Origin of the sequence: Paenibacillus haidiansis, from assembly GCF_036553665.1 — a bacterium.
GTDB classification, from domain to species: domain Bacteria; phylum Bacillota; class Bacilli; order Paenibacillales; family Paenibacillaceae; genus Fontibacillus; species Fontibacillus haidiansis.
In genome coordinates, this window is sequence record NZ_JAZHPZ010000005.1 from 400,070 (window position 1) to 425,523 (window position 25,454).

A 25,454-nucleotide genomic window follows, 5' to 3' on the forward strand; every position below is an offset into this window, starting at 1 on the left:
TGTCACAATTCAAACAAGCACCTATGGACATCGCCGAGGATAAATGGTATTTTTTCGGAAAGAAGGGAAGTGAGTCATGAGAACCTTAAAACGAATGCTGGCCGGAATGCTGTGCGCGGTTTTATTCCTTTTTACCAATAATTACACCCTATTATATATGAACGGATCGAACAAAGTGATGGCCGCGTCGGGGGGAAGCGCCTACTATGTCGCGACGACGGGCAATGATAACAATCCGGGCACGCTGTCGTCTCCTTGGAAAACGCTGCAAAAAGCCGCCGGTTCCGCCAAACCCGGAGATACCGTATATGTGCGGGGCGGCGTTTACAATGAGTTCGTCAATTTCAAGGTGTCGGGAACGGCAACCGGCCCGATTACTTTCCAAAATTATGAGCAGGAGATTCCGATCGTAGACGGAAGCGGCCTCTCCCTGGCGAAGAATCAAGCGCTTATGCTTCTATCCAATGTAAGCTATATTACAATCTCCGGATTCGAAATCCGCAATTTATCGACATCGAGCAGCTCTTACGACCCTGCCGGAATCCGGGTCAAGGACGGCGGCAGCCGGATCCAATTGCTGAACAACAATGTGCATCATATCGAGAACACGTCGAAGAGCGGAAACGGCCATGGCATTCATGTGCTGGGCAATAGCTCCACGGCCATTACGGATCTCATCATCAGCGGCAACCAGGTGCATCATTTGAAAACGGGAAAAAGCGAGTCGCTCACCTTAAGCGGAAATATTAACGGCTTCTCCATTACCGGCAACAAGGTATACGACAATAACAACATCGGGATCGAGCTGGCCGGTTTCTACGGCGCCTGCTCCGGCTCCTGTACCGACCAGACCCGAAATGGCACGGTTGCGGAGAATATCGTTTACCTGATCGATTCATCCGATAATATCGCATACGGTACGGGTATTCATGCCGCCGGGGGGATTTACGCCGACGGGGCCAGGGACATTGTGATCGAAAGAAACGAGGTCTACAACAGCGACTTCGGCATTGAACTGGCCAGCGAAAAGAAGGGGAAAAACACCAGCGGTATCACCGTGCGCAACAATTACCTCCATCATAATTACGGCGCCGGTCTGATTATGGGGGGCGCGAGTTCCAGTAACGGCGGGAGCGCCCAGAATACGATTTTGAACAACACATTTATCGAAAACGACACGTTATCCCAAGGCTACGGCGACATAACCTTACAATGGAACAACGCGGACAACCGGTTTTTCAACAATATTTTATACAGCGGCTCGCAGAAATTGTCGGTCAATAAAATCAACAGCAGCGGATCGGGCAATGTATTCGATTATAATCTGTTCTACAATTCGGTCGGGACGGCCGGCAGCCAATGGAAATGGAACGGAAAAAGCTACAGCTGGCTTGCTGCCTACAAACAGGCTACAGGCAACGAAGAACACGGCCTTTACGGCAATCCGCTGTTCGCGAACAAGGCCTACAGCGATATTCGTTTGAAGGCGGGCTCGCCGGCGATCGACAAAGGTTCCCCGGTGAGTGCGGGGACTTACGATTTGAGCGGCGCCGCGCGGGTGCAGGGAAGCTCCCTGGATATCGGGGCCATGGAGTACGCTCCTTCGAGCACGGATCCGCCGACCGTTCCGACGGATCCGACCGCTCCTTCGTCGCCCGGCATCACGGTCGACGGGGATGCGGCGGATTGGAACGGAATAGCGGCACTCGCAACCGGAACGGGCAAGGCCCAAAGCTTAAAAGCCGTCAAGGATGCCGCGAGCCTGAACGTTCTGGTTCAGGGCAGCGAACTGACGGCCAAGGGCCAACTGTTTTTCAATACGGACAGCAACGCCAACACGGGATTTAAAGCGTCCTATTGGAAGACAAGCGGCGCCGATTATTTGCTGGAGAACGGCAGGCTGTACCGGTACGGGGGGAGTAACGGAACCGCATGGAAATGGACATTGGTCAAAGACTATACGAAATCGTCCTCCTACTCCGTCTCCGATTCGATCCTGGAAGCCGCCGTTCCTCTGACCGATCTCGGCAAGCTGAATCAAACCAGCCCGGTCACGATAGGCTATGTATGGAAGGACTCGAATCAGAATAAACTGCCCGCGAGCGGAAATATGCTCGAAGCAAAGGATACTTTGGAGTAATCTGTCACCGCAAAAAAATAGGTTTTTCGACCTGAATAAATCCCCGGATTTTGGGAGGTTTGGGATATGGCATTTTTCCGAAACCCTTCTAAAGCCGGGGTTTTTTGAGTTAATATCTGGTAGTCAATATTAGCCCGGTGTGATAATATAGGTTATCAAAGACTGTGATATATATTACAAAATTAAATATTTTAAGTGACGATCTCCGTACTAAGAGGTGGTAAAAATGAAAGTTTTAGTGACCGGCGGATACGGCTTTATCGGCTCCCATGTGGCGGAAAGATTTCATAAAGAGGGGTACGAAGTCTTCATTATCGATAATCTGTCCTCCGGCAAGATCAAGAACGTAAACTTCAAGCACAGGGGATACCGGCTATCGGTAGAGGACCCGAAATGCGAAGAAATTTTTCGCTCCAACCGCTTCGATGCCATCGTGCACTTGGCGGCCCAGGTCAATGTCGCAACCTCGATGGAGAATCCGCGGCAGGATACCAAATCCAATGTCCTCGGACTCGTAAATATGCTTAGCCTCGGCAGTAAATACAGGGCCAAGAAATTCATCTTCGCTTCGTCGGCCGCGGTTTACGGGAGCGGCACGGAGACGCCGCTCGAAGAGACCGCGCCGTGCGAACCGATCTCGCCGTACGGCATGAGCAAGTGGGTCGGTGAAACCTATTGCCGCAAATGGGGCGAGCTTTACGGACTGGAAACGGTGTGCTTCCGGTTTTCCAATGTCTACGGTCCCCGTCAGAATAGCGTCGGCGAAGGCGGCGTGATTTCCATTTTCGCCGATCGGGTTCTCGCCGGAGACGATTTATACATTTACGGGACCGGCGAACAAACAAGAGATTTTATTTATGTCGAAGACGTAGCCGATGCGATTTACAGGGCGTCTTACTCCCCGCTGACCGGAGTGTATAATCTCTCGACACAGACCGAATCGTCCGTGAACATGCTGGTTAAACTGCTTCACAATTTGCACGGTACGCCTGCCGAGGTGATCTACCAGGAGCCGCGCGCCGGCGATATCGACCGCTCCGTTCTCTGCAACGCCAAAATCAAGAAAGACCTGGACTGGTCGCCCATGTACGGGCTCAGGCAAGGGTTGGAGAAAACTTACGACTGGTTTAAACAAAATCATCCCACATCACGCGAACTTACCCATCAGGCTTCCAACTCCACGCGTTTACACAATCTTTTCACCAAGATTAAACCCTATCTGGAAAACTTACTCGCCTTTACTCTAATGGCAATACTCACATTAACCCGGTGGGATCTGTCCTACTCCTTCATCGACATCAAAATGTTCTACATCACGATCATCGGAATTGTTTATGGCAACCGCCAGGCGATCATGGCCGTCGCGTTATCCGTCGGTTTGTTAATTTATCAGAGGCTGACGGACGGACACGAGCTGATATCCATGCTTTATGACACCGACTTTTTCTTTCAGATCGGGATGTACTTATGTATCGGGCTCGTCGTCGGCTATGCGGTTGAACGCAAGAACGACAAGATCAGGTCGCAGCATACGGAAATCAAAGAGATCGAAGAGAAGTATGAATTTCTGAACGAAGTCTATCAGGAAGCCCGCGAAGTGAAGAATGAACTGCAGCAGCGCATTATGAACAGCGGCGACAGCTTCGGCAAGATCCATGCGATCACGAAGGAATTGGACAGTTTGGAACCGGAAGAGATCTTTACTTCGACGGTCAACGTCATCGAGTCGATTATGGATACGAAGGCCGTCTCGATTTATATCGTTAGCGGCAACGGCGCTTATCTGCGGCTGGCGGGGCATTCCAAAGCGATCGGTGAAGAAGCCGCCAAATCGTTAAAGGTTGAAGATCACGAATATATCAGCCGGATCTTCCTTGAGGGCCATGTATTCGTCAACCGGGAGCTTGCGCCCGGGATTCCGCTCATGGCGGCTCCGGTTCACCGGCACGGCGAAACGGTGGCTATTATCGCGCTGGATGAACTTCCGTTTGAGAAGTTTTCGCTATACTATCAAAATCTGTTCAAAATCACCGTGGAATTGGTTTCCTCCGCGCTATCCCGGGCCTTTTCGTATGTGGAAGCGACCGAGAGCCTGCGCTATGTGGAGGATACCCCGATATTGACGCATGAGGTTTTCGAAACGATCCGCAAAAACAAGCAGGCGGCCAGGGAGCAACACAATATCGGCTACACGCTTCTTACTCCGGGGGGAGAGGTCGCGTCGCTCCGGGATTATTCGCTCGAGATCAAAGCGCTGCTGCGGGAAACCGATTATATCGGGCTTGGGGAGGCCGGGAAGCTGCTGATTCTGCTATCGAATACGGGGCCCGATGACGTGGCCCGCGTTCTGGAACGGTTCTCAAACCGGAATATCTCCCTAAGAATACTGGAAGAGGAAGTTGAAGCTGTTTATGGGTAAGTGGACATGGGCAATTCTCTTATATCTCGCCGTTTCGGGCATTTTACTGGGAATACGTTACCGCCGAGCGCCGCGCGACTGGCTGCTAAGGTGGATGCTTGTCGGTTTTTTTCCTGTCGTCGGCTGGCTGTTCCCCCTGTTTTGGCCGAAATCTTGGATTCGGCGGATCGGCGAAGAGAGCATGGTGAAATGGTTTGAACCGGACGAGCAAAGCCTGCGCCGGACGGGCATCCAAATGCGGCTCGACACGGCGGAGGAGCTGAGTGTCCTCCCCGTCGAAGAGGCATTGCTGGTGAACGAGCATCGTGACCGGCGCGCGGTCATGATCAATGTGCTGAAGCAGGATGCCATGCAATATATGGACATTTTGAAAAAGGCCGTAAGCAACGAGGACTCCGAAACCTCGCATTATGCGGTCAGCGCCGTAATGGAGATCAAGCGCAAGCTGACGCTGTCCATGCAGGAGATCGCGGTCCAATACGAAGACAATCGGCAGGATGCCGCCGTATTGCGGTCCTATGGCGAGGTGCTGAAACAATATATGAAGAGCGGTTTTTTGGACGAGAGGACGCTGCGGAATTACAAATACACCTACTTGAAGCTGCTGGACGAACTGATTGCGCTTGCGCCGGACAGCGAATTTGCTTATCCCGAAAAGATGGAAACCGAACTGGAAATGGGGCTGCTCCGGGATGCCGAGGATACGGCCAAAGTATATCTGGAAAGGTACCCTCGGAGCGAGGAGGCTTACCTTGGTTTGCTGAAGGTTTATTATTCCATGCGGTCCTATGACCAGGTGCAAACGACCTTGGACGCTTTGAAGCGGTCTCCGCTGATTCTTTCCAATCGCGCGCTGACCGTAGTCAGATATTGGTCGGGAGGCGTGTCATGAAGGACGGATTTAGATTAAAGCGGGACGTGTACGTGATTTTGGCGGTCATTATCCTGCTCGCCTTAACGCTGCAGATCGCCCGCTCCCAATATGTTCTGCAGTTTAGCCGGAACGGCAGCCTGGCGGAGGACCGTGAAGCCCGGGCGGCGGCGGCCGTAAGCCTAAGTCCCGAGGAGTACCCGGGTCCCGCATACTGCGTCCTCTACGATTCCCGGGACAGCTACAGTGTAGACGTAAAAAATAACGTCGCCCGCATGCTGCAATACATGAAGAAAAAGGCGGTCGCCACGGACACGAGTGCCGGCGAAGCCGTGGACTTTCAAGGATGCGCCGCCGTGGTAATCACCAACGAATCATTGGACCCGATTCCCGATATCCTGTCCCTGTCCGACTACGTCGAAGGCGGCGGATATGCCCTGATCGCCGGACAGTTGGAGAACGACTCGGCCTATTTTCGGCTTTAAATTCGGCGTCGTATCGGTCGGAAATCCGTACCCGGCAAGGGGGATCAAATTGACGTCCAACGTGCTGATCGGGGAACGGGGCTATGCGTCGGACGATCCTTATTTTGTCAACACTTCGAACGTTATCGAACTGGACGATAAAGCGGAATTGCTTGCGACAAGCACCGACGGGAATCCGCTGCTGTGGAGGATGGATTACGGAAAGGGAGCATTCATGGTCTTCAACGGGTCGATGCTGCAGGAGAAAGTCAACCGGGGAGTAATCGCGGGAGCGCTCGGCATGCTGGAACCGGAATTTATCTATCCCGTCTTTAATTCCAAATTGATCTATATCGACGATTTCCCGTCGCCGATCCGCGAAGGCAGCATTCCGTCCATTTACGAGGCGTACCATAAGGATATCAAGCAGTTCTATCGGGAGATTTGGTGGCCGGACATGCTGAAGGCGGCCCAAAAAGCCGGATTGAAATATACGGCGGGGATCATTCAATCGTATCAGGATAACGTCGAGGGGCCTTTTGCCTATCCGGCGGACGAGGATCGTTACAATCTGATCTCCTACGGCCGGGAAGTGATCAAGAGCGGCGGCGAGATCGGCATTCACGGGTATAACCATCAGTCGTTGCAAAGCGATCAGCGGATTGCGGACTATTACGATTACAAGGTGTGGAAAAGCACCGATGTGATGGCCGACTCCGTGACGGAAGTGCTCGACTTTGCGCATCGCGCCTTCCCCAACTATCAGATCATGTCTTATATTCCGCCTTCCAATATGCTGGGGCCGGACGGGCGGGAGGCGCTCAAGCGGGCCTGGCCTAATCTGACCGTTATTTCCTCCCTTTACGAGGAAGACATCAATAAGGTGTCTTACGTTCAAGAGTTCGAGGTTGCCGAGGACGGGATTATTGAAATGCCGCGGATTTCATCCGGCTATATGGACTCCCCCTTTGAACAATGGGCGGAAGCCAATGCCATTACCTCGCTCGGCTTTTATTCGCATTTTGTTCATCCCGACGATATTCTCGACGAAATGAGAGGCCAGAATCTTTCGTGGGAGGAATTATACGAAGGCTTCACGCTGAAGCTGGAGCGGCTGCGAAGCACCTATCCCTGGCTGCGGGCGATGACTTCCACGGAGGCGGCACTCGATTTGGAGAAAGTGCTGAACTCCGAAGTGAAGTGGACTCGGGTACCGGGACGGATTCAGGGGGAACTCTCCAATATGAACGGGGAGAACTACTTTATATTGCGTACGGATCACTCTATAGGCCGGCTGCAAAATTGCACCGTCAACAAAATCGACGATGGAGTGTTTCTGGTAACCGCGCTTAAAGACAAATTTGAAATAGGATTGGGCGATTGACCGTTATGAAAATTTGTATCATAGCCGAAGGCTCTTACCCCTATATTACCGGCGGGGTATCGAGCTGGATTCATGGCCTCGTCACCGAGATGGCCGAGCATGAATTCATCATTTATGCGATCGGGGCACAGAGCAAATACAGGGGCAAATTCAAATACAAGCTGCCGGGTAATATTGTCGAAGTCCGGGAAATATTCCTCGACGCTTACCTCGACGAATCGGGGGAATGGGGACGTCGGTTCCGGCTTTCCGCACAGCAGAGGGATGATCTGAAATCGCTCATCGGCGGCAAGGCGAAGCCGGATTGGGACCGGCTGTTCCGGCTTATCCGCTCCCCGCAATTCCGGCGGACCGCCGATTTTCTGTCCAGCAAGGATTACTTCGATATCGTCGAGGACATCTGCCGGACCGATTACGAGCTGGTGCCGTTTACCGAGATGTTCTGGACGATCCGGTCGATGATTCTCCCTTTGTTTCTGACGATTCGTGAGGATTTGCCGGAGGCCGACTTGTACCACAGCGTATCGACCGGTTACGCCGGAATCGTCGGGGCGTTGGCCAAGCACCTTTACGGCAGCCCGCTCATCCTGACGGAGCACGGGATTTACTCCCGGGAGCGGGAAGAGGAGATCATCAAGGCCGATTGGGTTAAGGGTTATTTTAAAGATTTATGGATCAAGTACTTCTACAGGCTGTCCGGTTGTATCTATGAAGCCGCGGACGAAGTTATCACGCTGTTTCACCGCAACCGGGAAATCCAAACGGAACTGGGCTGCGAGTCGTCCAAAATCCGCATCATTCCCAATGGCGTTCATGCCGAGGGGATTTACGGCGGCGTCCGCGATCCCGAAGACCACAAGATCATGATCGGCGCCGTAGTGCGGATCGTACCGATTAAGGATATCAAGACGATGCTCCAAAGCTTCGCCCTCGTGAAGCGTGAGGTGCCGGAGGCGGTATTTACGATCATGGGTCCGACCGAAGAGGACGAATCCTACTACCGGGAATGCTTGCAGATGGTAGAGTCGCTGCAGTTGAAGGATGTCGTGTTTACCGGAGAGGTCCAAGTCAAGGATTACCTGGGCCGGATGGACATGATGGTGCTGTCCAGCATCAGCGAGGGCCAGCCGCTCGCCGTGTTGGAAGGGATGGCCTGTGGCAAGCCCTTTGTGTCCACCAATGTGGGCAGTTGCCGGGAGCTTCTGTACGGGCGGGACGACGGGATCGGGCCGGCCGGATTCGTGGTGCCCGTAATGAATTATGAGCTGATGGCTCAGCGCATTATCGAGCTTTGCAAAGACCGCGAGCTGCGGGAAGAGATGGGGAGAAACGCGCTGCAGCGCGTGAAGCTTCATTACCAGCATCATGATTTTATCGACAGCTACCGCAGATTATACGCTTCATTGGAGGGAGTCCGTCATGGCGGGAATCGGATTTGAATTAAGAAAATTGTTTCGGGAACAGGGCCTCATCAACAACGTAAAGGCTTATGCCTTCTCCGCCCTGACGACCGTCGGGCCGATGATTCTAAGCATGTTTCTGGTCGTTGCCCTGCAAAGAATGATGACTCGCAATCACGCTTCCTATCTGGATTGGGAGTTGTACATAGCGACGGTGCAATATGCATTTATTTTCTCGATCATTATAACCAGCGGACTTTCCATGGTATTGACCCGCTTTATTGCCGACATGATCTTTGAGAAGAAGTACGACCGGCTGCTGTCGTCCTATTACGGGGCTTTAATGATTTGCCTGCCCGTAAGCGGTGTCGCCGCTTGGCTGTTTCTGCGGGAAGTCGAGGCGGGCCCGGACTATAAATTGGCCGCCTACCTGTTCTTTATGATTCTGGTCGTGATCTGGTTCCAATCGGTGTATTTGTCCGCGTTGAAGGATTATATGCGGATTGTGCGTACGTTTGCGATCGGTGTGGCCGCCGCGCTGGTTTCGGGCTGGCTCTTGCTGGGGTTTACCGGGCTGAACCGGACAACCGCGGCCTTGGCGGCGATCGATATAGGATTTATCCTTGTCGCCCTGCTGTCCTCCTACCATTTTGAGCAGGTGTTTCCGGCGCGGCGCGAGCGGCTGTATTTCGCGTTTCTGGCGTATTTCAGGAAATATCCCTCGCTTTTTTTCATCGGCACTTTTATTTATGCAGGGATTTACATTCATAGCTTTGTATACTGGTTCGGCAAGAGGGGGGCATTGGTGGCGGAACAATTTTGGACCTCGCCCTTTTACGATCTCCCCGTGTTTTACGCCTTTGTCTCCGTGATTCCTACGCTGGTGACCTTCGTCGTCTCGGTGGAAACGCGGTTTTACGAGAAATTCCGCATGTACTACAAGCAGGTGATCGAAGGCGGAACCTTGCAGGAGATGGCCCGGGCAAAGAAGGAAATGCAGCGGACGCTGATGCTGGAGATCAGCTTCCTGATGGAGCTTCAACTGCTTTTTACGATTATCTCCCTCGCCATGGGGATGAAACTTCTTCCCGGTACGGGCTTTACGATGGAACAGATCGATGTCTTTGCCCTGCTCGCGCTCGGCTACTTCTTGTTCATCATCATGTTTGTTTTGCTCCATCTGTTAATGTATTTCGACGACCGGAAGGGCGTCCTGTGGATCGGCGCCGCCTTTGCCGTCTTGAGCGCCGCCGGCTCTTACTGGACGTACCTGGCGGAGAGCGACGGGCTCGGCATGTTCGTCGCCTCTTTCCTGGGTCTGGCGGCGGCTCTGCTAAGGCTGATGCATGTGCTGGGGAATATCGATTATTACACCTTCTGCATGCAGCCGATCCATACGGCGCGGAGCAAAGCTTCTTCGGCGCACCGCAAACTCACGGGCAAGCCGCTTGCCGCGATCCTCGTCTTGTCCCTTGGCAGTATGCTGCTCACCGGCTGCGGCGATTTCTTCTCCGCCGGGACGGAGCCGGTACAGCAATCCTCCGCCTCCGCCTCTGCCTTCGCCTCGGAGCAGCCGCCGGCCAAGGAGGAAGCGCACTCTCGTATTACGGAAGATAAGCGCATCTACGAGCGGGATGACGACGACTCGATCAAAGCCCTTTACGTTACCGTATTGCCGGGAAAAGCGGAGAAAGTACAGGACGGGCTGAACTGGTATGCGCTAAACCGGATTACCGACCGTTACAGTGAAGAGAACCTGGAGGTTATCGTTCAGGAGGGGGCGCCAGGCGGCAGCGGCCCGCAGCAAGGGATGTTCGGGTACGGCGACACCGAAGCCAACGGCAAAATCAGCCTGCGGGGCAACACGGCCCGATACGCTTCGCAGAAATCGTACAAGATCCGTTTGTACGACGAGGCCGGGACATGGCTGAACCAGCGGACGATAAACTTAAACAAGCATTCCTTCGACTTTTCCCGAGTCCGCAATAAATTGACCTTCGACTTGCTGGAGACCATCCCCGATATAACCAGTCTGCGGACGCAATTCGTGCATTTGTACGTAAAGGATTTGTCCGAGGGTGCGGCCGGGAAAGGCTATGAGAATTACGGGCTGTACACGCAGATCGAGCAGCCGAATGAGATGTTTCTGAAATCCCATTGGCTGGACCCTTACGGCCAGCTATACAAGGTGGCGTTTTTCGAGTTTTTCAGATACCCGGATCAGATCAAATCCCAATCCGACCCGGCCTATGACAAGGCCGCTTTCGAGACGATCCTCGAAATTAAAGGCTATGAAGATCATGACAAGCTGATCGCGATGCTGGACGATGTCAACAATATGTCGATCCCGATCGATGAAGTGATGGCCAAACACTTCGATCTGGACAATTATTTGACGTGGCTCGCTGTAAACATCCTGACGGATAACATGGATACGGACGCCAACAATTTCTATTTGTATTCGCCGTTAAATTCCGATAAATGGTACTTCCTTCCCTGGGACTACGACGGGGGCTGGGGGGTTCAACGCATGGAGAAAAGCATCAGCGATTACCAAAACGGGCTTAGCAACTACTGGGGAAGCGTCCTGCATAACCGCTATTTCCGCAGCGAAGCCCATATCCAGCAGCTGAAGGACAAGATTGAAGAAATCTCCAAGTACATCAACAAGGAGACGGTGAGCCGCCAGCTCGGTACTTATGAAGCTACGGTCCGGCCTTTCCTGGAGAGCGCCCCGGATATCGGGTTTCTTCCTCAACAGACCAGCCGGCTGACGGAAGAATTCAAGTATATCGAAAACGTACCGGCCATGGGCAAGCAATTATTCCTGGAGGACCTGGAAAAGCCCAAGCCGTTCTATTTGGACGATGTGGAGACCGGGCCGGACGGGAAGCAGAATTATAGCTGGGGACTGTCTTTCGACTTCCAAGGGGATGATCTTTTGTATGATTTGACCGTCGCCAAAGACCCTCATTTTACCCAGCCTGTGTTCGAAAAAAAGGATCTGGCCGTCAATTCCTTTTCCGCCCCGGGCTTGCCTGCGGGCACCTATTACTGGAAGGTCGTGGTCCGCGACCCGGAGGGGCATAAGCAGATTGCGTTCGATAAATATTTTGATACCGAGGAACAGCCCTACTACGGCATCCGCGAATTTGAGGTGGAATAAGACGTGCAATATCAGGGAAGAAAGCTGCGCCACGAATTCAAATATTATTTGAACCTGCACGATTATCTCTCACTACGGCAAAAGGCGGCTTCGCTGATGGCGATGGACCGCCACTCGCTGAGCGCGGAAGGCTACGGAATCCGCAGTCTATATTTCGACGGCATGAACGATCATGCGCTGCATGATAAGAACAACGGCGTATTTTCACGGGAGAAATACCGGATTCGGATCTATAACGGCTGCGGCGACCATATCTCGCTGGAACGCAAAAGCAAGTTCGGCGACTTCGTCTGCAAAGATTCGGTCCAGCTGACCTATACGGAATATGCATCCATTTTGCGGGGAGATGTGGAGTTTCTGCGGGAGAAGAGTCTCCCCCTGATGACGGATTTCTATATGGCGCTGGTGCACCGGGCGTTCCGGCCGATCGTTATCGTCGATTATATTCGGGAGGCTTATGTATACGAACCCGGCAATGTGAGAATTACCTTCGACAAAATCCTGTCGGCCGGGGTAAACACGGTCGATCTGTTCGACGGAACGCTCGTCCTGAAGGAGGCGATGCCCGGCCCGTCGACGATCATGGAACTGAAATACGACGCTTTTTTGCCGGAGCATGTGCGGGGACTGATTCAGACGGGCAGATTTGTCCGATCCTCGATTTCCAAATATGTTATTTGCCGCGAGCTCGGCTATCAATATTTTAAAGAATAAGATGCAGGGGGAACAACCGTGGGGGACAATCTGAATTTCGATAATATTATCAAGAAAAGCGTGCTCAATCTGGAGGGATTCCGCAACGTATCCTATATCGACGTATTTTTGGGGCTATTATGCGCCTTTCTGATCGGCATGTTCATCTTCTGGATTTACAAAAAAGCGTTCCGCGGCGTCGTCTACAGCTACAATTACAATGTATCGTTCGTCTTGATGACGATGATCACGGCGCTTGTGATTATGACGATCAGCACGAATATCGTGCTGTCGCTGGGGATGGTCGGCGCCCTGAGTATCGTGCGGTTCAGAAACGCGGTCAAGGACCCGCTCGATATCGTGTATATGTTCTGGGCCCTGGCGGCGGGGATCGCCTCCGGCGCGAAATTGTATCCCATCGCGCTGTTCGGTTCGCTCTTGATCGGCTTGACTCTGCTGTGGCTGTCCCGCCGGAAAGTGAGGGACCAGCCTTATTTGCTCATTATTCGTCACTCTGCGGCTGCGACCGATGAAGTTAGAACCCAATTGCGCAAGCTGAATTACCGCTTGAAATCGAAGACCGTCAGAAAGGACTTCACCGAGTTGACCGTCGAGCTCCGTCTGCGGGACGATAACACGGCGTTTCTCAACAATCTGACGGAGATTCCGGGCGTGCAGGACGCCTCGCTAATCAACTATTCCGGCGATTACGCCCAATAATTTCGCGCTGTCGTCAGCGCTTGGCCTAAAACGGTCGGATAGGGGGAGCCGGTATCCGATCGTTTTTTTGGCGTTCCCTGTTGCCGATTTCCGGAAATTAAAATTTTTGAGAAATAGTACCCTTGCATTTCCCAAAGGTGTAATATAGAAGGAAACCAATCTAGTTCTTTATTACTATATATCTGGAGAGCGTGAAAGGCCATGAACAGGATGCAGGATATTCATCGGCGAAATGTGTTAATGCTGAAGCTGTTGGGGTGCTTCTTTTTGGTAGCGCTCGCCGTGAACCTGATTGTCGACAAGAGCATATATGTCTTATATCCGCCCGTCGGCCTGGCGCTTGGCATCGGGCTGCTGCTGCTCGTGGGAAGCCGGCGCGTTCCCGAGCTCTCCATGCTGCTTATGATTGCTTCGCTCTATGTGTTTCTGCTGACGCTGAGCATCCATTATCCTTATCTGGTCAATTTTTTGTTTCTGGGCCTTATCCCTTTGTTCACGCTTTTATATCTAGATCTACGGGCGGTGGTATTTTCCGGTGTTTTGTATCTGGGCACCGCGCTTTACCTGTTCAACTCCCTGCATCAAGAAATGTTTCCCGGAGTGGAGAACAGCGATATGGTCTACCTCATCGTGTTCGGGGTGTTCACGACCGTGTTTTCGTTGTTTTTCACCAGATTTACCAAGGGGCTCTGGCTCAAAGCCGAGCAAAGCGAGATCCAGCTCAGCAGCATTCTGGAAAATGTCGAGATCGCTACCTGGTCGTATGATTTAAGCAGCGGCCGGATTCAATTGTCCGAAGGCATCGTCCATATTTGCGGCATGCCGGCGCGGGCTTTCGGCGGCGATTACCGTGTGCTGGCCGAGCTTGTCGTGCCGGAAGACAGGCACCGGATCATCCAGGCGCAGAAAGAAATGGTCCTCGACAAGAGGAGCGTCACGACGGAGTGCCAATTTATCAGTCGTGACGGCGAGTACCGGTGGGCCCAGGTTAGGGGCACTCCGTTTTTTAACGAGCTCGGCCATTTGGAGAGGCTGGAGGGCGTCATTATCGACATCACCGAGCGGAAAAGGCTCGAACAGCAGGTGGAGCACCTGGCATACCACGACGAATTGACCGGTCTGCCCAACCGGGCGCTGTTTAATATGCGGTTTGACCAATACATACACGAAGGAACGGCCTGTTTAACAATTATGTTCATCGATCTGGACAACTTCAAGGAGGTTAACGACGCCTTTGGTCACAGCGCCGGGGACCTGCTGCTGAAAGAGATTGCCGGGAGGCTGTCCAGACATATCCGGGACACCGATATGGTTTGCCGGCTCGGCGGGGACGAGTTCCTGCTGTTGCTGTCCCATAGCGACGTGACCCACGCCTCCAAGGTCGCGGAGCGGATTATCTCCAGCCTCTCGGAGCCCTTCTATTATCAAGGCTACCCTCTCATCGCCACGCCGAGCATCGGCGTCTGCGTCCACAACGGCGGGCCTTGCGACTTGGATGAGCTTATTCGCGAGGCCGACGAAGCGATGTACGAGGCCAAACGGGAAGGGCGCAATCAATATTTCGTCCATCCGGCATCCGTCGGCGTGATGTATTGATGGCTATGGACAGTTGGTAGACGTCTCCCGCCTGGTTGGCGTGGTCAGAGGGTTCGGCGGCTAAGTCGGCCGGTGGTGTTCACGAGCGCCCGTGTGCGGCCTGGGGCGAAGGAGGGCAACAGGCTCCCGGTGGGGAAGGGGAAATGGCGGCCAGTAAGTAGAACGACCGGGAAGATGCCTCTTTCCGGCGAAAAACTGCAAAAGTGCAGGCTTTTTCTCAATAATCCGCCAATTTGAGCAAAATTCCTGCAATTGTGCAGGGATTTTTCCTTAATATCGGCCGGCCGTGAAGTTTGTAGGAAAAAAGATGCACTTTTGCAGGAATTGTTTCGTCCCGGAGATACGGATAGCCAAAAGCTGCACAATTGCAGCTTTTTTTTCGTGCCTTAACCGCTCGCCAATTTGGCCCAACAAATTCTTCGCTACAATAGCTTTATCGCCCCCGGTAAAAGCTCATATTTGACCACATGCTTGCCTTCCGCCCCGGTAAGGGAAGAGAGCAGGCCTTTCGTGCATAGCGAATGCAGTAGGCGTACCGCGGTTCGATGGTTGATCCCCAAATGCGTTTCCACATCAATAGGGCGCAGCGGACGCCCGAGCATGCAGGCAAGCCGGATAATCTCCCGCTCGGCCACGTTATTGATGCTTACTGGGGAGGCTTCCGGTTGATAGCGGCTAAGCACCATGCGCAGTAAAGTCATACAGAGCTCGGGACGCTGGGCAACATCATCGTAAGCAAAGGAGACGACTTGGTAGCCAAGCGCAGTCAAAAAAGTTTCCCTATTTAGTTCATAGCAATATTTCTGCCGGTCCATATCTCGTACGTGCGGGCCGAACCCTTTGATCTCTATGATTAGTTTGACATGCCAAGTCATATAGGCGAAATCGCAAAAGTAAGAGAGCCCCCGCCAATCCAGCACCTCGTATTCCGGATGCAAATCGGCAAAGTTCCCCCGCAGCGGCCACCACACATTGGCGCAGAACAGCTTCTCCGCTTCGCGATGCCCTCGTTCCAATCGGCCTCGTCGTTCACCGGTTCTCATTTGCAGATGATGTTCTAAAAATGCGGTATGTGCCGTTTCAAAATCCCTCATACTCTTTACCCCTCCCTAAAAAATAAAAACGCCCCGCTCCATTCCTCAAGGAATGGGTCGGGACGTACTTCGCCACGTAGATCATATTGGATTTTAATCGCCCTTGCCCTCGTTATTATTCCTCCGGCGATCATAGTAAATCGCGCCGAGCCACTGGCTGGCGGCAAACAGAACCACCATGCCAAGGATGAGCAGGAATCGTTGGTCTCCTTTGCGCATTAACAGTTGCAGCATGAACAGTACGACCGCGACTTCGGTCCACATCAGTCCGCGCTTGCGCAGCGCTTTAAAGTCGTAGGCGCCCGTTTTCATCTTGCGCAGATTGATCCAGGCGACGACCACGAGAATCAGCAGAAAAATCAAAGAACCGATAAGGTCCTCTCTTTGTAATGAGCCCAATGAGTATACCCCGCTTTAATTATGAAGTGAAAGGTCGATGTAAGCATTGTAACGTACGCCGGAGGGGCCTGCAATCCGTGATTCTTGGCAGTACCGGGAAGAGATAATTGCCGTACGATACGCCAAAACTGACTGCATGCTCTCCGGGCCGATTCTGGCAAAGACTATATGGCCAAAGCGGAGCCGTCCCAATGGCGGACGAAAGCGGAAAACTCGCCGCTCGGCAGCGGCCTGCTGAAAAAGTAGCCCTGGAACTGGTCGCACTCCAGATTGGCCAAATATTTGAGTTCATCCGGCGATTCGATCCCTTCGGCTACGACCCTAAGATCCATATGATGCCCGAGCTCAATTACGGCGCGGACAATCGACGATTTCTTGGAATCCTCCATTAAGCCCTGAATAAACGAGCGGTCCAGCTTCATCTCGTTGATCGGCAGGCGGTCCAGTTGGCTGAGCGAGGAATATCCCGTGCCGAAATCGTCCATGGAAATATGGATCCCCATCTTGCGCAAATCCTCCATGACGCGCACGCCGTATTCGACATTCCGGATCAGTGTACCCTCGGTGATCTCGAGTACAAGATACTGCGGCGCAAGCCCGGTTTCCTCCAAAATCCGGGTAATCATCGGCAGCAGATTGCTCTGATAAAAATGTCTTGCCGATATATTGACGGCGACGGGGAATTTAGCCAGACCCTGGTCCTGCCAGGCTTTGTTTTGCCGGCACGCTTCACGGAGCACCCATTCGTCGATATCGAGAATCACCCCCGAATTCTCCGCAAGCGGGATGAATTTGGCCGGGGAGACGACCCCGAAGTCGGGATGCATCCAGCGGATCAGTGCCTCGGCCCCGATGATTCCTCCGCTTGACGCATCGATCTTCGGCTGGTAGTAGAGCGTGAATTGCCCGCCGTGCAGCGCGCTTTTCAGATCGTTTTCAAGCTGCATATTTTCCGCAAGCTGATTCTCGATCAAACTGTCATAGAAATGGTACAAGCCGTCGCCCTGCTCTTTGGCCACATACATGGCGATATCCGCATTTCGCATAATGTGATCCATCTCGGTGCCGTCAAACGGATATACGCTAATCCCGACACTGACGGACATATACAGAGAGCGGCCGTTAATTTCAAAAGGCTCCTCCAAACTGTCGCAGATTTCCTGGGCGATCCGCTGCACATCGGAAATATCCTCGTAATGAAGCACGAACAAGAACTCGTCACCGCTGATGCGGAACACCTTGCATTGCTCGGAGACGATTCGGGCGAAACGTCCCGCAACCATGCTGAGCAGGTGGTCGCCTATGGAATGGCCCAGCGTGTCATTGACCTGCTTGAAGCGGTTCAGGTCGGCGAACATCACGGCAAAGGGGAGGGCGTTCTCCGGGTCCTGAAGATTCATCGACTTGGTGAACTCCGTAAAGTGCAGCCGGTTGGGTAAACCCGTGAGCCCGTCATAGTAGGCGAGATCGTGCAGCTTTTTTTCGGATTTCTGCAATCGGTTGGTTTGCTCTTGCAGCAGGAGGTTGTTATGTAATGAATCCTGAATCATATGTACTATCTTGTTCGACATTCCCCGGAAATTGCGGATGAGCGAACGAATCTCATAGATCCGGCTCTTGGGCCAATCCGTCTTGTGGTCGGAGAGCAGCCCCCCGGGCAGGTCGGTCGTGAGCGCGGCCAATTGCGACAAACCCCGCAGGAGCCGGCGGCTGATGATCCGGCCGAAGACGGCCGCGCAAATAAAGAAAAGGATCAGGACGATGAATTGTCCCGCAAACTGCGTGTAAATTTGCTCTTGATACTGCGTTATCGGCACAAGCACGGTTATGCGAAGCGGAAGGCCGTCCAAGTCGGCATGATAAATATAGCTCGCCTCGTCCCATTCCTCGCCGGAAACGACCCGCGGCCGCTTCTCGGGCACATGCAAGTAAAAATTGTCCTGCAGGAGGTCGTCCGAATCGGAAGGGATAAACCGGACAAATTGAGCCCCATCCCCGGTGTGACCGCTGTCGGCTAAGATTTGGCCCTGCGTGCCGGATAGAATGACCCGGTAATTGTAATTGGAGACATAACGCTGTACGAGATTTGCCAATTGTTCGGACTCCGGAGTGTTCGGAGAGGTGGACAGAGATATGGTGCTTTCATCCCGGCTCCGGATCTCTTCGGACAGGTGCCCGGCGGTGCTTTCGGCAAGCTGGAGCGCATGGTTGGACACGGAAGCGTAGGCATTCCAACTGTTATTCAAAATATAGAACAAGAACGGCAGGGTGATAGATACGATGATGATATGAAATAAAACGACGCCGAGGTAAAGCGGGCTTTCCCGGACAATAGAGCTTCCGGCGAACCAGCGTTTGGGAAGATACCGCCAAAGAATGTCCGCGAATAGGACATTAAACAGCCCGTTGGCGGCCGTAATGAGGACGGTGAGCCATAGCTCGGCCGACAGGGAGCGGTCGGTAGCGTAAAAGGTCAGAATCAAGAGAGGCGCGCCGATCACAAGCCAAAACAGGGCGTCCGTGCGGACCGTCCGATCGCGTTTGTTCCGGCGGGTCAGGCAGCCGATAAACAGCAGCTCCAGCAGGAATATAGCCTGAATATACGGCTTGTCCCAGAGAAAAATAGACGCGGCATACACCATGCCGGTGGCGGCCAAGCCGTAATAGATTCCGTAGCAGCGCATGAGCAGCAGCAGAAAGATATTCGTGAAGGTTAGCGACAGCCCGAAGATGAGATGCAGCTCATGGGACTCGCAAGCAATAGCGAGCGCTAAACCTGCAAGAAATATAGCAGGCAGAAGAAGAGACGCAAATCTCTTTTGCACCATACCCGGCGATCCCCCTAAAGACGAATAGTGGTGTGAAGGTGAGTTGGAGTAGGCGAACAGGAGATAACAGGATTCTGTCATCGCAAACAGCGACTTTGTACCTACATTATTCTACATGCCTCTCGGAAAATCCTCTATGTTTTTTGTCATTTCGATAGAAAACCCCACGCCTTTTGGTTCCTTGGAATCAGAAGCCGAGAAGCGACCGCGCTTGTCAAGGACTTTTCAGACAGAAGGTATTTAAAAAATAAGATATCTTCATTTTAGGCGATTGTTACGTTTAAAGGGGTTGGGATAAATGATACCGAAGTTTCTCAAACTGGTGGAGATTCAAACGAAAGCGGCCAGCATGATTCCTTTCTTGCTAGGCACAATTTATGCCCTGTTTCGCTTTCAGGAATTTAAGGCAGGACACTTCGTGCTGATGCTGCTCTCGCTGCTTAGCTTTGATATGGCCACGACCGCCATCAATAACTACTATGACTATAAAAAAGCCGCCAAAAAACACGGTTACGGATATGAAGTCCACAACGCCATTGTCCAGTACAAGCTGAATCCCGGCGCCGTGCTTGCGATCATCATCATTTTGCTGGCCGTTGCCGTCGGGGCGGGAATCGCCCTGTTTCTGGAAACAGGCCTGCTGATACTGCTCTTGGGCGGGTTGTCTTTCGCGGTGGGCATCTTGTATTCCTTCGGCCCGATCCCGATTTCCCGCATGCCGCTGGGGGAAATCTTCTCCGGGCTATTCATGGGATTTGTGATTACGTTCATCTCCGTCTATATTCATGCCGGGGAAAAGCTTGCCTCCCTGACCCTGGAGGGCGGGACAGTCCTGCTGCAGGTTCAGCTCATAGAGACGGTGCTCATCTTCCTCGTCTCGATCCCGGCGATCTTGGGGATCGCCAACATCATGCTGGCCAACAACATTTGCGATATCGATGAAGATATCGCAAACAAGCGGTACACCCTGCCCGTCTATATCGGGCGGGCTCGCGCCGCCCGGCTGTTCCGGGCGCTCTACTATGCCGCATACGCCGACCTCGTTGTGTTGTTGTTCATCGGCGTATCCCCGCTCCTGCTGGCAGCCGCATTATTGACGCTTATTCCGGTCCGCAAAAATATCGCCAGATTCACGGCACAGCCGACCAAACAGCATACGTTCAAGCTGTCGGTGCAAAATTTCGCGTTGATGAACCTGGCCCGGATCGCCGTGCTGGCCGTTTCGGTTTTGATCGCGCTGTAGAGCCGGGCCGGGGAGCAAGCCGCCTGACTGAAACCGGAAGACCGCGAGTGCTGCGGTGTTCCGGTTTTTTGTAGTAGAATGGAGCATAGAATAGACGACCAAGCGAGACGCGGAATGATACTTAAGGAGATGGCAATCATGAACGATGCGGGACAGACCGAGACAAAACGCAAAATCACCTTCGGCCTGATGGGCGGCGGCTGGCGGGCCGAGTTTTACTTGCGGATCGCGCAGGCGCTCCCCGATGAATTTGCGGTCGGCGAAATCTGGATGCGCGATGAAGCCAAGGCGCGGGAAGCGGAAGCGCGCTGGGGAATCCGAGCGACCGCGGATTTGGAGGGATTTCTAGGACGGCGGAATTTCTCCTTCGTCGTCCTGTCCTTGTCGCGCAGCGCGGCGGCCGGATATATCGAGCGGCTGGCGAAGCTCGGCGTTCCCGTGCTGACGGAGACGCCGCCGGCGGAAAGCCTGGACGGACTGCTTCGGCTGTACGACAGCGTCGGCCCGGCTGGCCGGGTGCAGGTGGCCGAGCAGTTTATCCTCCAGCCGATGCACGCGGCGCGGCTGGCGGTCGTCCGCTCCGGGCTGATCGGCGGAGCGTCCCATGTTCAGGTGTCCGCCGGACACGGGTATCATGGGATCAGCCTGGTGCGCCACCTGCTCGGCGTTGGGTTCGAGGACGCCGAGATCAGCGGCCGGCAAATCGTGACGCCCCTGGTACAGGGACCGGGGCGGCGCGGGCTGCCGGCCAAAGAGGTGCTGGTCGACTCCAAACAGGACCTCGCCCTGCTGCAGTTCGGCGGGCGCAGCGCCTTGTTTGATTTTACGTACGACCAGTACTTCTCCCGGATCCGGCGGCACCGGATCCTGGTCCGCGGGCATCGCGGCGAGCTGGAAGGACGGGAAGTCCGGTACCTGAAAGATTACCGGACGCCGGTGACGCTGGAGCTGCGGAGAGTGGACGCCGGCCAGGACGGGAATCTGGAAGGCTATTATCACGAAGGCATTCTCGCCGGTTCGGATTGGGTGTACCGGAATCCGTTCCCGTACGCCCGCCTGAGCGATGAGGAGATCGCCATGGCCGCCTGCCTGCGGAGCATGGGCAGCTATGTCGAGGGAGGATCGTCCTTCTACAGTCTGGCGGAAGCCTCGCAGGACCAGTATTTGAGCCTGCTGATGGCCGAAGCCATCGAAACGGGCAAGACCGTGACTTCGGTGCGCCAGCCTTGGGCGGACGGAACCGCGACAGGCATGTAAGGAATATAAGTGCGGACGAACTGATGCCGCGGAAAAGAGCCGGCCCCTCATCGCAGAAAGCGCGGGGCCGGCTCTTTTTATGCCGGGCAGGTTAGGTTTAGCGGTGGGGTATGCAAGACTCGGGCGCCGGTTGGCGCTAAAACCGTCTCCGCGGAGCCAGCATGACGCCGACGCCGATGACAATCAGGGCGATGGCGAGGATCGGCTGGCCGAAAATCATCCGGTTGTATAGCGTGCCGAACGAGAAGACGGCGAAGAACAGCAGCGATAGCGCGCCCAATACATTGATCGGAATCAGCAGCCACTTGTTGCGGTTTCCGAACAAATAGAACTCAAGCAGCCCGATGGCGGGGGCGAGGATAAAACCGGGCCAGAGATACTGCCAACTGTCAAACAGGACGGACAACTGGCACACGAGTCCGGCCGTGAACAGGATACCGCCAGGAATCAATAATCCGGTAGCTTTCCGTTCCGTCAGGGAAAAATACAGCCAGTGGAAAAACAACCCGAGCGGAATGACGAACAACGTAGGCCAGAATTGGCCGAACAGCGTGCCGGTGCTTACCGCCTCCTTGCGGAAGAAGAACAAACATAAGCCGAGCAGAATCAGCACGGGACCAAACCACGATTTTTTGTTCACCGATAATCAATCTCCTTCTTCTATGTATTCATCTTCTCACAGCATACAACAAAAATAACCGCTCATCTTCGGTCTCTGGGGAAGTAAAAACACTGGACCTAGGTCCAGTTCTTCCAGTTCCTGACGTTCCGAAAATTCCCGCTCCGCTTTGAAAAAGATCATGTATAATAAGATAGTGATATTTTTAACAGACTATTTCGTGGGAGTGTGAACCTGCAGGTGAACAAAATATGGTCAACTTTCAGGAAAGCATCGCGGTTTCAAGTCATTCCCGTGATGCTGGTTCCTGTGTTTCTTGGCGCACTCGGAGCCTTCATTTGGAAAGGCGTATTTCATCCGGTGCTTTTCGTCATTACTTTGATCGGCGCGGGAGCGGCCCATCTGTTCTCGAACATGATCAACGATTTGTGGGATTACCGCAACGGCGCCGACACGGCGGCCAAAGATACGCCGGAGGTCATTTCGACGAACTCCGGTTTTCTGTCGGGCGGCGTGATGTCCGAGCGCAGCTTTGCGGCGATCACCTGGTCGCTGCTCGGACTGGCGGTCGTATGCGGGGTCGTGCTGAGCCTCTTCAGCGGCTGGCCGGTGATCGTCTTCGGCGGTCTGGGCGGACTGATCGCCTACTTCTACGTGGCGCCGCCGATCCGGTTCGGCTACCGGGGCAAGGGACTCAGCGAACTGGCGATCCTGCTGTCTTTCGGCGTGCTGCCCGTGATGGGCTCGTATTATGTACAGACCGGGGATTTGAGCCTCCGCTCGGTGCTGCTGTCGATGCCGATCGGGCTGCTTACGACACTGCTGCTGTTTAACCATCATTTTTTGCACTGGCAAGCGGACAAGCAAGCCGGGAAAAATACGCTGGTCGTCGTCTGGGGCGAAAAGCGCGCGCTCGGCTTCTCCAAGACCCTGCTGTTCTTGGCGTACGGCTTCTTGGTTCTGGCCGTGGTGCTGGGGGTTATGCCTTGGTATTCCCTGCTGGCGTTGCTTACGGCCATCCCGCTTTACCGGGTGTACGGACGGCTGGCCGAACATAATCCTTCCTCGGCTTACCTGCCGCTGATGGGCGCTTCCCAACAGGCCTCCGTCCGCTGCGGCGTCATTATGATGGCGGCGCTGCTGGTGCAAGGTTTGATTTAATTCGGACGGATACGGACTTTCTTTTACTATAACTTAAAAAGCGAGGGTGAACTTCATGGAAGAGCAAAAAATATTCGGCGATTTTCATACGATCCTGAACGAAGGGCAGGTCTGGAAAATAGGCGGTTTTCCGCTGCCGGACGGATCGTTCTGGGAATACCGCGAGCCGGAGGCGGTCGTCATCGTCCGCAACGGCATCCTGTACTGCCGGGCCCCCTTAAGCCGGCAAAACAACCAGGTCCAAATTCTGGACAACGCCAAGCATATGTACTACTCCGTCGAAGAGGTGGTCGTTCCGGAAGCGGGCGAAGTCAGCTTTGAACTGCAAATCCGCGCCCGCACGCAAAATACGGTGCCCGGCGATCTGTACGACGGCTACGTATCCTTGAACCTGCTGGACTTCACCACCGGCGCGGCGCTCGACTTTTTCGCCGGCAACGACAAGTACGCCAGCGTTTACGCGGTGCTGCCTTTTCCGGGCGTGGAAGTGCCGGCCAGCGACAAGACGCGGTATTTTTGCGTGTTCAAGGAAGATACCGATTTTAAAGCACGGGAATTCAACACCTATAAAATTACGTACAACCGCGGAACCGATGAGGCGGTCTTTTATGTAAACGGTACGGAAATCCGCCGCGAGAGCGGCGTTCCGATCAAATTCAACCGGTTCACCATCGCGCTCGGCATCATGACCGAGAAAGATCTCACCCCGGAAGGCAGCGTCTCCGTTCACGGTCAAACCGTGATTGCCGAGTGGTCGCCGGTAACGGTGACGATCAAGGAGTAGCATATAGAAATTCCGCAATAGCGCCCCTTTGGGGCGTTATTTTGCTGTTTGGCGCCGCTTCCGCTAAAATAACGTCCATTTTCGCCCCTATTTTAGGATTGGGGTTCAAAATAAAAGCCATTTCGCGCTCATTTTGGTAAATAGCGTCCTAAATCGCCTCTATTTGGAGCTTGAGGGGCAAAATTCGCAAAATAGCGGCTTAAAATGCCCTTATTTGTCTCGCTCTCGGCTTCTATATTCATCGGCCGGGTGCCGCTGTCTGCTTTCCGGAATAAAAACCGCTCCCGCGTCAAAAGCTAGGGGCAGGCCGAAGCGAGAATGGCTTCAGGAAGACAACGCAGTCGATAGATGGAGGGTTCAAACATGGCAGACAGCAAACGGGAGCAATATAACCGCCGCGTCGGGAACGGCAGCAGTAACGCGCAAAACGCGGCCACGGGCAATGGAGGCGAAGGCCGGGCGGGGCGGCTCAGCCAAGTCAAAAACCACGCGGCTCCGGGAGATGATGTGCCGAATGAATATATCTCCGGGGAAGATCTCTACGATCATTGAATAAGGCAGAATATCGCGAAGGAGCCGTCGATCCCGGCAAAGACCGGGAGACGGCTCCTGTTGTTTAATCCCGATTAGCTTTTGGTTCCATGCTGTTTGGTAGGCAGCCGGTCGGACGGCGTTCCTTTGCCGCGCTTCCGGTTGCGCTCGTCTTTTTCCTGCTTGTCGTGGATTTTTTCCACGAATTCGTGCGTATCTTCCATGAGGCATCCTCCTTCGCAAGATCAAGGGTAAGTTGTCCTGGATTAGTATGCCGCAATCGGAGGGACTTCATCCTGTGCGCCAACCGCCGACCCAATAGGTTCGCGGGGATCGCTTAAATAACCGGCAAGCCGGAGCCCGGCTTTGAAGTCAACCGCTCTCATCCTTCTCAACGCATGGCTCACTGGAAATTTCCAATGAGACTTAGGATAGTGCGTTTATGCCCCCAGCCAAATTGGAAATATCCAATCTGAATAACGATTTTCGGCCGGTTCCCGCAGTTTTGCTTCTACTTCATTGGATATCTCCAATCAAGATAAGGATAAGTGGCGATAGCGGCTGGGCCCCTTAAATCCGGAGTCCTGACCTACAAGTTTATTGTAAACGCAGTATTGCTTATTTTCTTACGTGTTTACATCGATTTATGGAACTTAGTGGTATCCTTTAGCGTCTTCACCCATGA

20 protein-coding genes are annotated in these 25,454 nt (G+C 53.6%); 15 read left to right on the forward strand and 5 right to left on the reverse strand.

Going from position 1 to position 25,454, the window contains the following annotated elements; translation table 11 throughout:
- The first annotated feature begins 76 nt into the window (after positions 1 to 76).
- The 10 genes from V3851_RS13340 to V3851_RS13385 all read left to right on the forward strand — a co-directional run bounded on the left by V3851_RS13340 (position 77) and on the right by V3851_RS13385 (position 14,853).
- Positions 77 to 2,140 (forward strand): choice-of-anchor Q domain-containing protein, encoded by a 2,064-nt coding sequence (locus V3851_RS13340; protein ID WP_331847030.1) that lies wholly within the window; start codon positions 77 to 79, stop codon positions 2,138 to 2,140.
- A 226-nt stretch (positions 2,141 to 2,366) separates the two neighbouring features.
- Positions 2,367 to 4,559 (forward strand): NAD-dependent epimerase/dehydratase family protein, encoded by a 2,193-nt coding sequence (locus tag V3851_RS13345; protein ID WP_331847031.1) that lies wholly within the window; start codon positions 2,367 to 2,369, stop codon positions 4,557 to 4,559.
- Positions 4,552 to 5,451: a tetratricopeptide repeat protein gene (locus tag V3851_RS13350; protein WP_331847032.1), complete on the forward strand. Its 900-nt coding sequence runs from the start codon at positions 4,552 to 4,554 to the stop codon at positions 5,449 to 5,451. Before V3851_RS13345 ends, V3851_RS13350 begins: the two co-directional genes overlap by 8 nt.
- Entirely contained in the window at positions 5,448 to 5,915 is a 468-nt protein-coding gene (locus tag V3851_RS13355; RefSeq protein ID WP_331847033.1) for a DUF2194 domain-containing protein, read from the forward strand. The genes V3851_RS13350 and V3851_RS13355 overlap by 4 nt, the downstream gene beginning before the upstream one ends.
- Positions 5,902 to 7,278, forward strand: coding sequence for a DUF2194 domain-containing protein (locus V3851_RS13360; protein ID WP_331847065.1), 1,377 nt, complete (start codon positions 5,902 to 5,904; stop codon positions 7,276 to 7,278). Before V3851_RS13355 ends, V3851_RS13360 begins: the two co-directional genes overlap by 14 nt.
- Positions 7,279 to 7,283: 5 nt before the next feature.
- Entirely contained in the window at positions 7,284 to 8,717 is a 1,434-nt protein-coding gene (pelF, locus tag V3851_RS13365) for a GT4 family glycosyltransferase PelF (RefSeq protein WP_331847034.1), read from the forward strand.
- Positions 8,698 to 11,844, forward strand: coding sequence for an exopolysaccharide Pel transporter PelG (pelG, locus tag V3851_RS13370; protein WP_331847035.1), 3,147 nt, complete (start codon positions 8,698 to 8,700; stop codon positions 11,842 to 11,844). The genes pelF and pelG overlap by 20 nt, the downstream gene beginning before the upstream one ends.
- A 3-nt stretch (positions 11,845 to 11,847) precedes the next feature.
- A complete protein-coding gene (locus V3851_RS13375; protein WP_331847036.1) occupies positions 11,848 to 12,558 on the forward strand; it encodes a polyphosphate polymerase domain-containing protein in 711 nt (236 codons plus the stop codon).
- 18 nt (positions 12,559 to 12,576) lie between these two features.
- The gene (locus tag V3851_RS13380; protein WP_331847037.1) at positions 12,577 to 13,257 is read left to right on the forward strand and encodes a DUF4956 domain-containing protein; all 681 of its coding nucleotides are present in this window, start codon (positions 12,577 to 12,579) and stop codon (positions 13,255 to 13,257) included.
- A gap of 201 nt (positions 13,258 to 13,458) precedes the next feature.
- Entirely contained in the window at positions 13,459 to 14,853 is a 1,395-nt protein-coding gene (locus V3851_RS13385) for a sensor domain-containing diguanylate cyclase (RefSeq protein ID WP_331847038.1), read from the forward strand.
- 422 nt (positions 14,854 to 15,275) lie between these two features.
- On the opposite strand, the gene V3851_RS13390 is transcribed toward V3851_RS13385, so the two are convergent.
- From V3851_RS13390 to V3851_RS13400, 3 genes are all read right to left on the reverse strand, one after another.
- Positions 15,276 to 15,947, reverse strand: a complete 672-nt coding sequence (locus V3851_RS13390; protein WP_331847039.1) for a DUF559 domain-containing protein — start codon at positions 15,945 to 15,947, stop codon at positions 15,276 to 15,278.
- 93 nt (positions 15,948 to 16,040) lie between these two features.
- Positions 16,041 to 16,346: a hypothetical protein gene (locus V3851_RS13395; RefSeq protein ID WP_331847040.1), complete on the reverse strand. Its 306-nt coding sequence runs from the start codon at positions 16,344 to 16,346 to the stop codon at positions 16,041 to 16,043.
- Positions 16,347 to 16,510: 164 nt separating this feature from the next.
- Complete coding sequence (locus V3851_RS13400; protein ID WP_331847041.1) at positions 16,511 to 19,174, reverse strand: putative bifunctional diguanylate cyclase/phosphodiesterase; 2,664 nt, start codon at positions 19,172 to 19,174, stop codon at positions 16,511 to 16,513.
- Between the two features lie 298 nt (positions 19,175 to 19,472).
- Here V3851_RS13400 and menA point away from each other — a divergent pair, with 298 nt between their 5' ends.
- Complete coding sequence (gene menA, locus V3851_RS13405; RefSeq protein WP_331847042.1) at positions 19,473 to 20,417, forward strand: 1,4-dihydroxy-2-naphthoate polyprenyltransferase; 945 nt, start codon at positions 19,473 to 19,475, stop codon at positions 20,415 to 20,417.
- A 138-nt stretch (positions 20,418 to 20,555) separates the two neighbouring features.
- Positions 20,556 to 21,674, forward strand: a complete 1,119-nt coding sequence (locus V3851_RS13410) for a Gfo/Idh/MocA family protein (RefSeq protein WP_331847043.1) — start codon at positions 20,556 to 20,558, stop codon at positions 21,672 to 21,674.
- Between the two features lie 136 nt (positions 21,675 to 21,810).
- On the opposite strand, the gene V3851_RS13415 is transcribed toward V3851_RS13410, so the two are convergent.
- On the reverse strand, positions 21,811 to 22,314 hold the full coding sequence (locus V3851_RS13415) for a hypothetical protein (protein ID WP_331847044.1): 504 nt from the start codon (positions 22,312 to 22,314) through the stop codon (positions 21,811 to 21,813).
- Between the two features lie 219 nt (positions 22,315 to 22,533).
- Between V3851_RS13415 and V3851_RS13420 the strand changes: the two genes are divergently transcribed.
- The 3 genes from V3851_RS13420 to V3851_RS13430 all read left to right on the forward strand — a co-directional run bounded on the left by V3851_RS13420 (position 22,534) and on the right by V3851_RS13430 (position 24,790).
- Positions 22,534 to 23,454 (forward strand): prenyltransferase, encoded by a 921-nt coding sequence (locus V3851_RS13420; protein WP_331847045.1) that lies wholly within the window; start codon positions 22,534 to 22,536, stop codon positions 23,452 to 23,454.
- 55 nt (positions 23,455 to 23,509) lie between these two features.
- A complete protein-coding gene (locus V3851_RS13425) occupies positions 23,510 to 24,238 on the forward strand; it encodes a DUF6081 family protein (RefSeq protein ID WP_331847046.1) in 729 nt (242 codons plus the stop codon).
- Between the two features lie 363 nt (positions 24,239 to 24,601).
- Positions 24,602 to 24,790: a hypothetical protein gene (locus tag V3851_RS13430; RefSeq protein WP_331847047.1), complete on the forward strand. Its 189-nt coding sequence runs from the start codon at positions 24,602 to 24,604 to the stop codon at positions 24,788 to 24,790.
- A 74-nt stretch (positions 24,791 to 24,864) separates the two neighbouring features.
- On the opposite strand, the gene V3851_RS13435 is transcribed toward V3851_RS13430, so the two are convergent.
- On the reverse strand, positions 24,865 to 24,993 hold the full coding sequence (locus V3851_RS13435; protein WP_331847048.1) for a DUF4023 domain-containing protein: 129 nt from the start codon (positions 24,991 to 24,993) through the stop codon (positions 24,865 to 24,867).
- Positions 24,994 to 25,454: the final 461 nt, after the last annotated feature.

What these genes read in the sequence shown, in the direction of transcription:
- pelG (WP_331847035.1), top strand. Translation starts at nt 8,698, where the DNA reads ATGGCGGGAATCGGATTTGAATTAAGAAAATTGTTTCGGGAACAGGGC.
- V3851_RS13430 (WP_331847047.1), top strand. Translation starts at nt 24,602, where the DNA reads ATGGCAGACAGCAAACGGGAGCAATATAACCGCCGCGTCGGGAACGGC.
- V3851_RS13400 (WP_331847041.1), bottom strand. Translation starts at nt 19,174, where the DNA reads ATGGTGCAAAAGAGATTTGCGTCTCTTCTTCTGCCTGCTATATTTCTT.
- V3851_RS13435 (WP_331847048.1), bottom strand. Translation starts at nt 24,993, where the DNA reads ATGGAAGATACGCACGAATTCGTGGAAAAAATCCACGACAAGCAGGAA.
- V3851_RS13410 (WP_331847043.1), top strand. Translation starts at nt 20,556, where the DNA reads ATGAACGATGCGGGACAGACCGAGACAAAACGCAAAATCACCTTCGGC.
- V3851_RS13385 (WP_331847038.1), top strand. Translation starts at nt 13,459, where the DNA reads ATGAACAGGATGCAGGATATTCATCGGCGAAATGTGTTAATGCTGAAG.
- menA (WP_331847042.1), top strand. Translation starts at nt 19,473, where the DNA reads ATGATACCGAAGTTTCTCAAACTGGTGGAGATTCAAACGAAAGCGGCC.
- V3851_RS13355 (WP_331847033.1), top strand. Translation starts at nt 5,448, where the DNA reads ATGAAGGACGGATTTAGATTAAAGCGGGACGTGTACGTGATTTTGGCG.
- pelF (WP_331847034.1), top strand. Translation starts at nt 7,284, where the DNA reads ATGAAAATTTGTATCATAGCCGAAGGCTCTTACCCCTATATTACCGGC.
- V3851_RS13350 (WP_331847032.1), top strand. Translation starts at nt 4,552, where the DNA reads ATGGGTAAGTGGACATGGGCAATTCTCTTATATCTCGCCGTTTCGGGC.
- V3851_RS13345 (WP_331847031.1), top strand. Translation starts at nt 2,367, where the DNA reads ATGAAAGTTTTAGTGACCGGCGGATACGGCTTTATCGGCTCCCATGTG.
- V3851_RS13390 (WP_331847039.1), bottom strand. Translation starts at nt 15,947, where the DNA reads ATGAGGGATTTTGAAACGGCACATACCGCATTTTTAGAACATCATCTG.
- V3851_RS13340 (WP_331847030.1), top strand. Translation starts at nt 77, where the DNA reads ATGAGAACCTTAAAACGAATGCTGGCCGGAATGCTGTGCGCGGTTTTA.
- V3851_RS13425 (WP_331847046.1), top strand. Translation starts at nt 23,510, where the DNA reads ATGGAAGAGCAAAAAATATTCGGCGATTTTCATACGATCCTGAACGAA.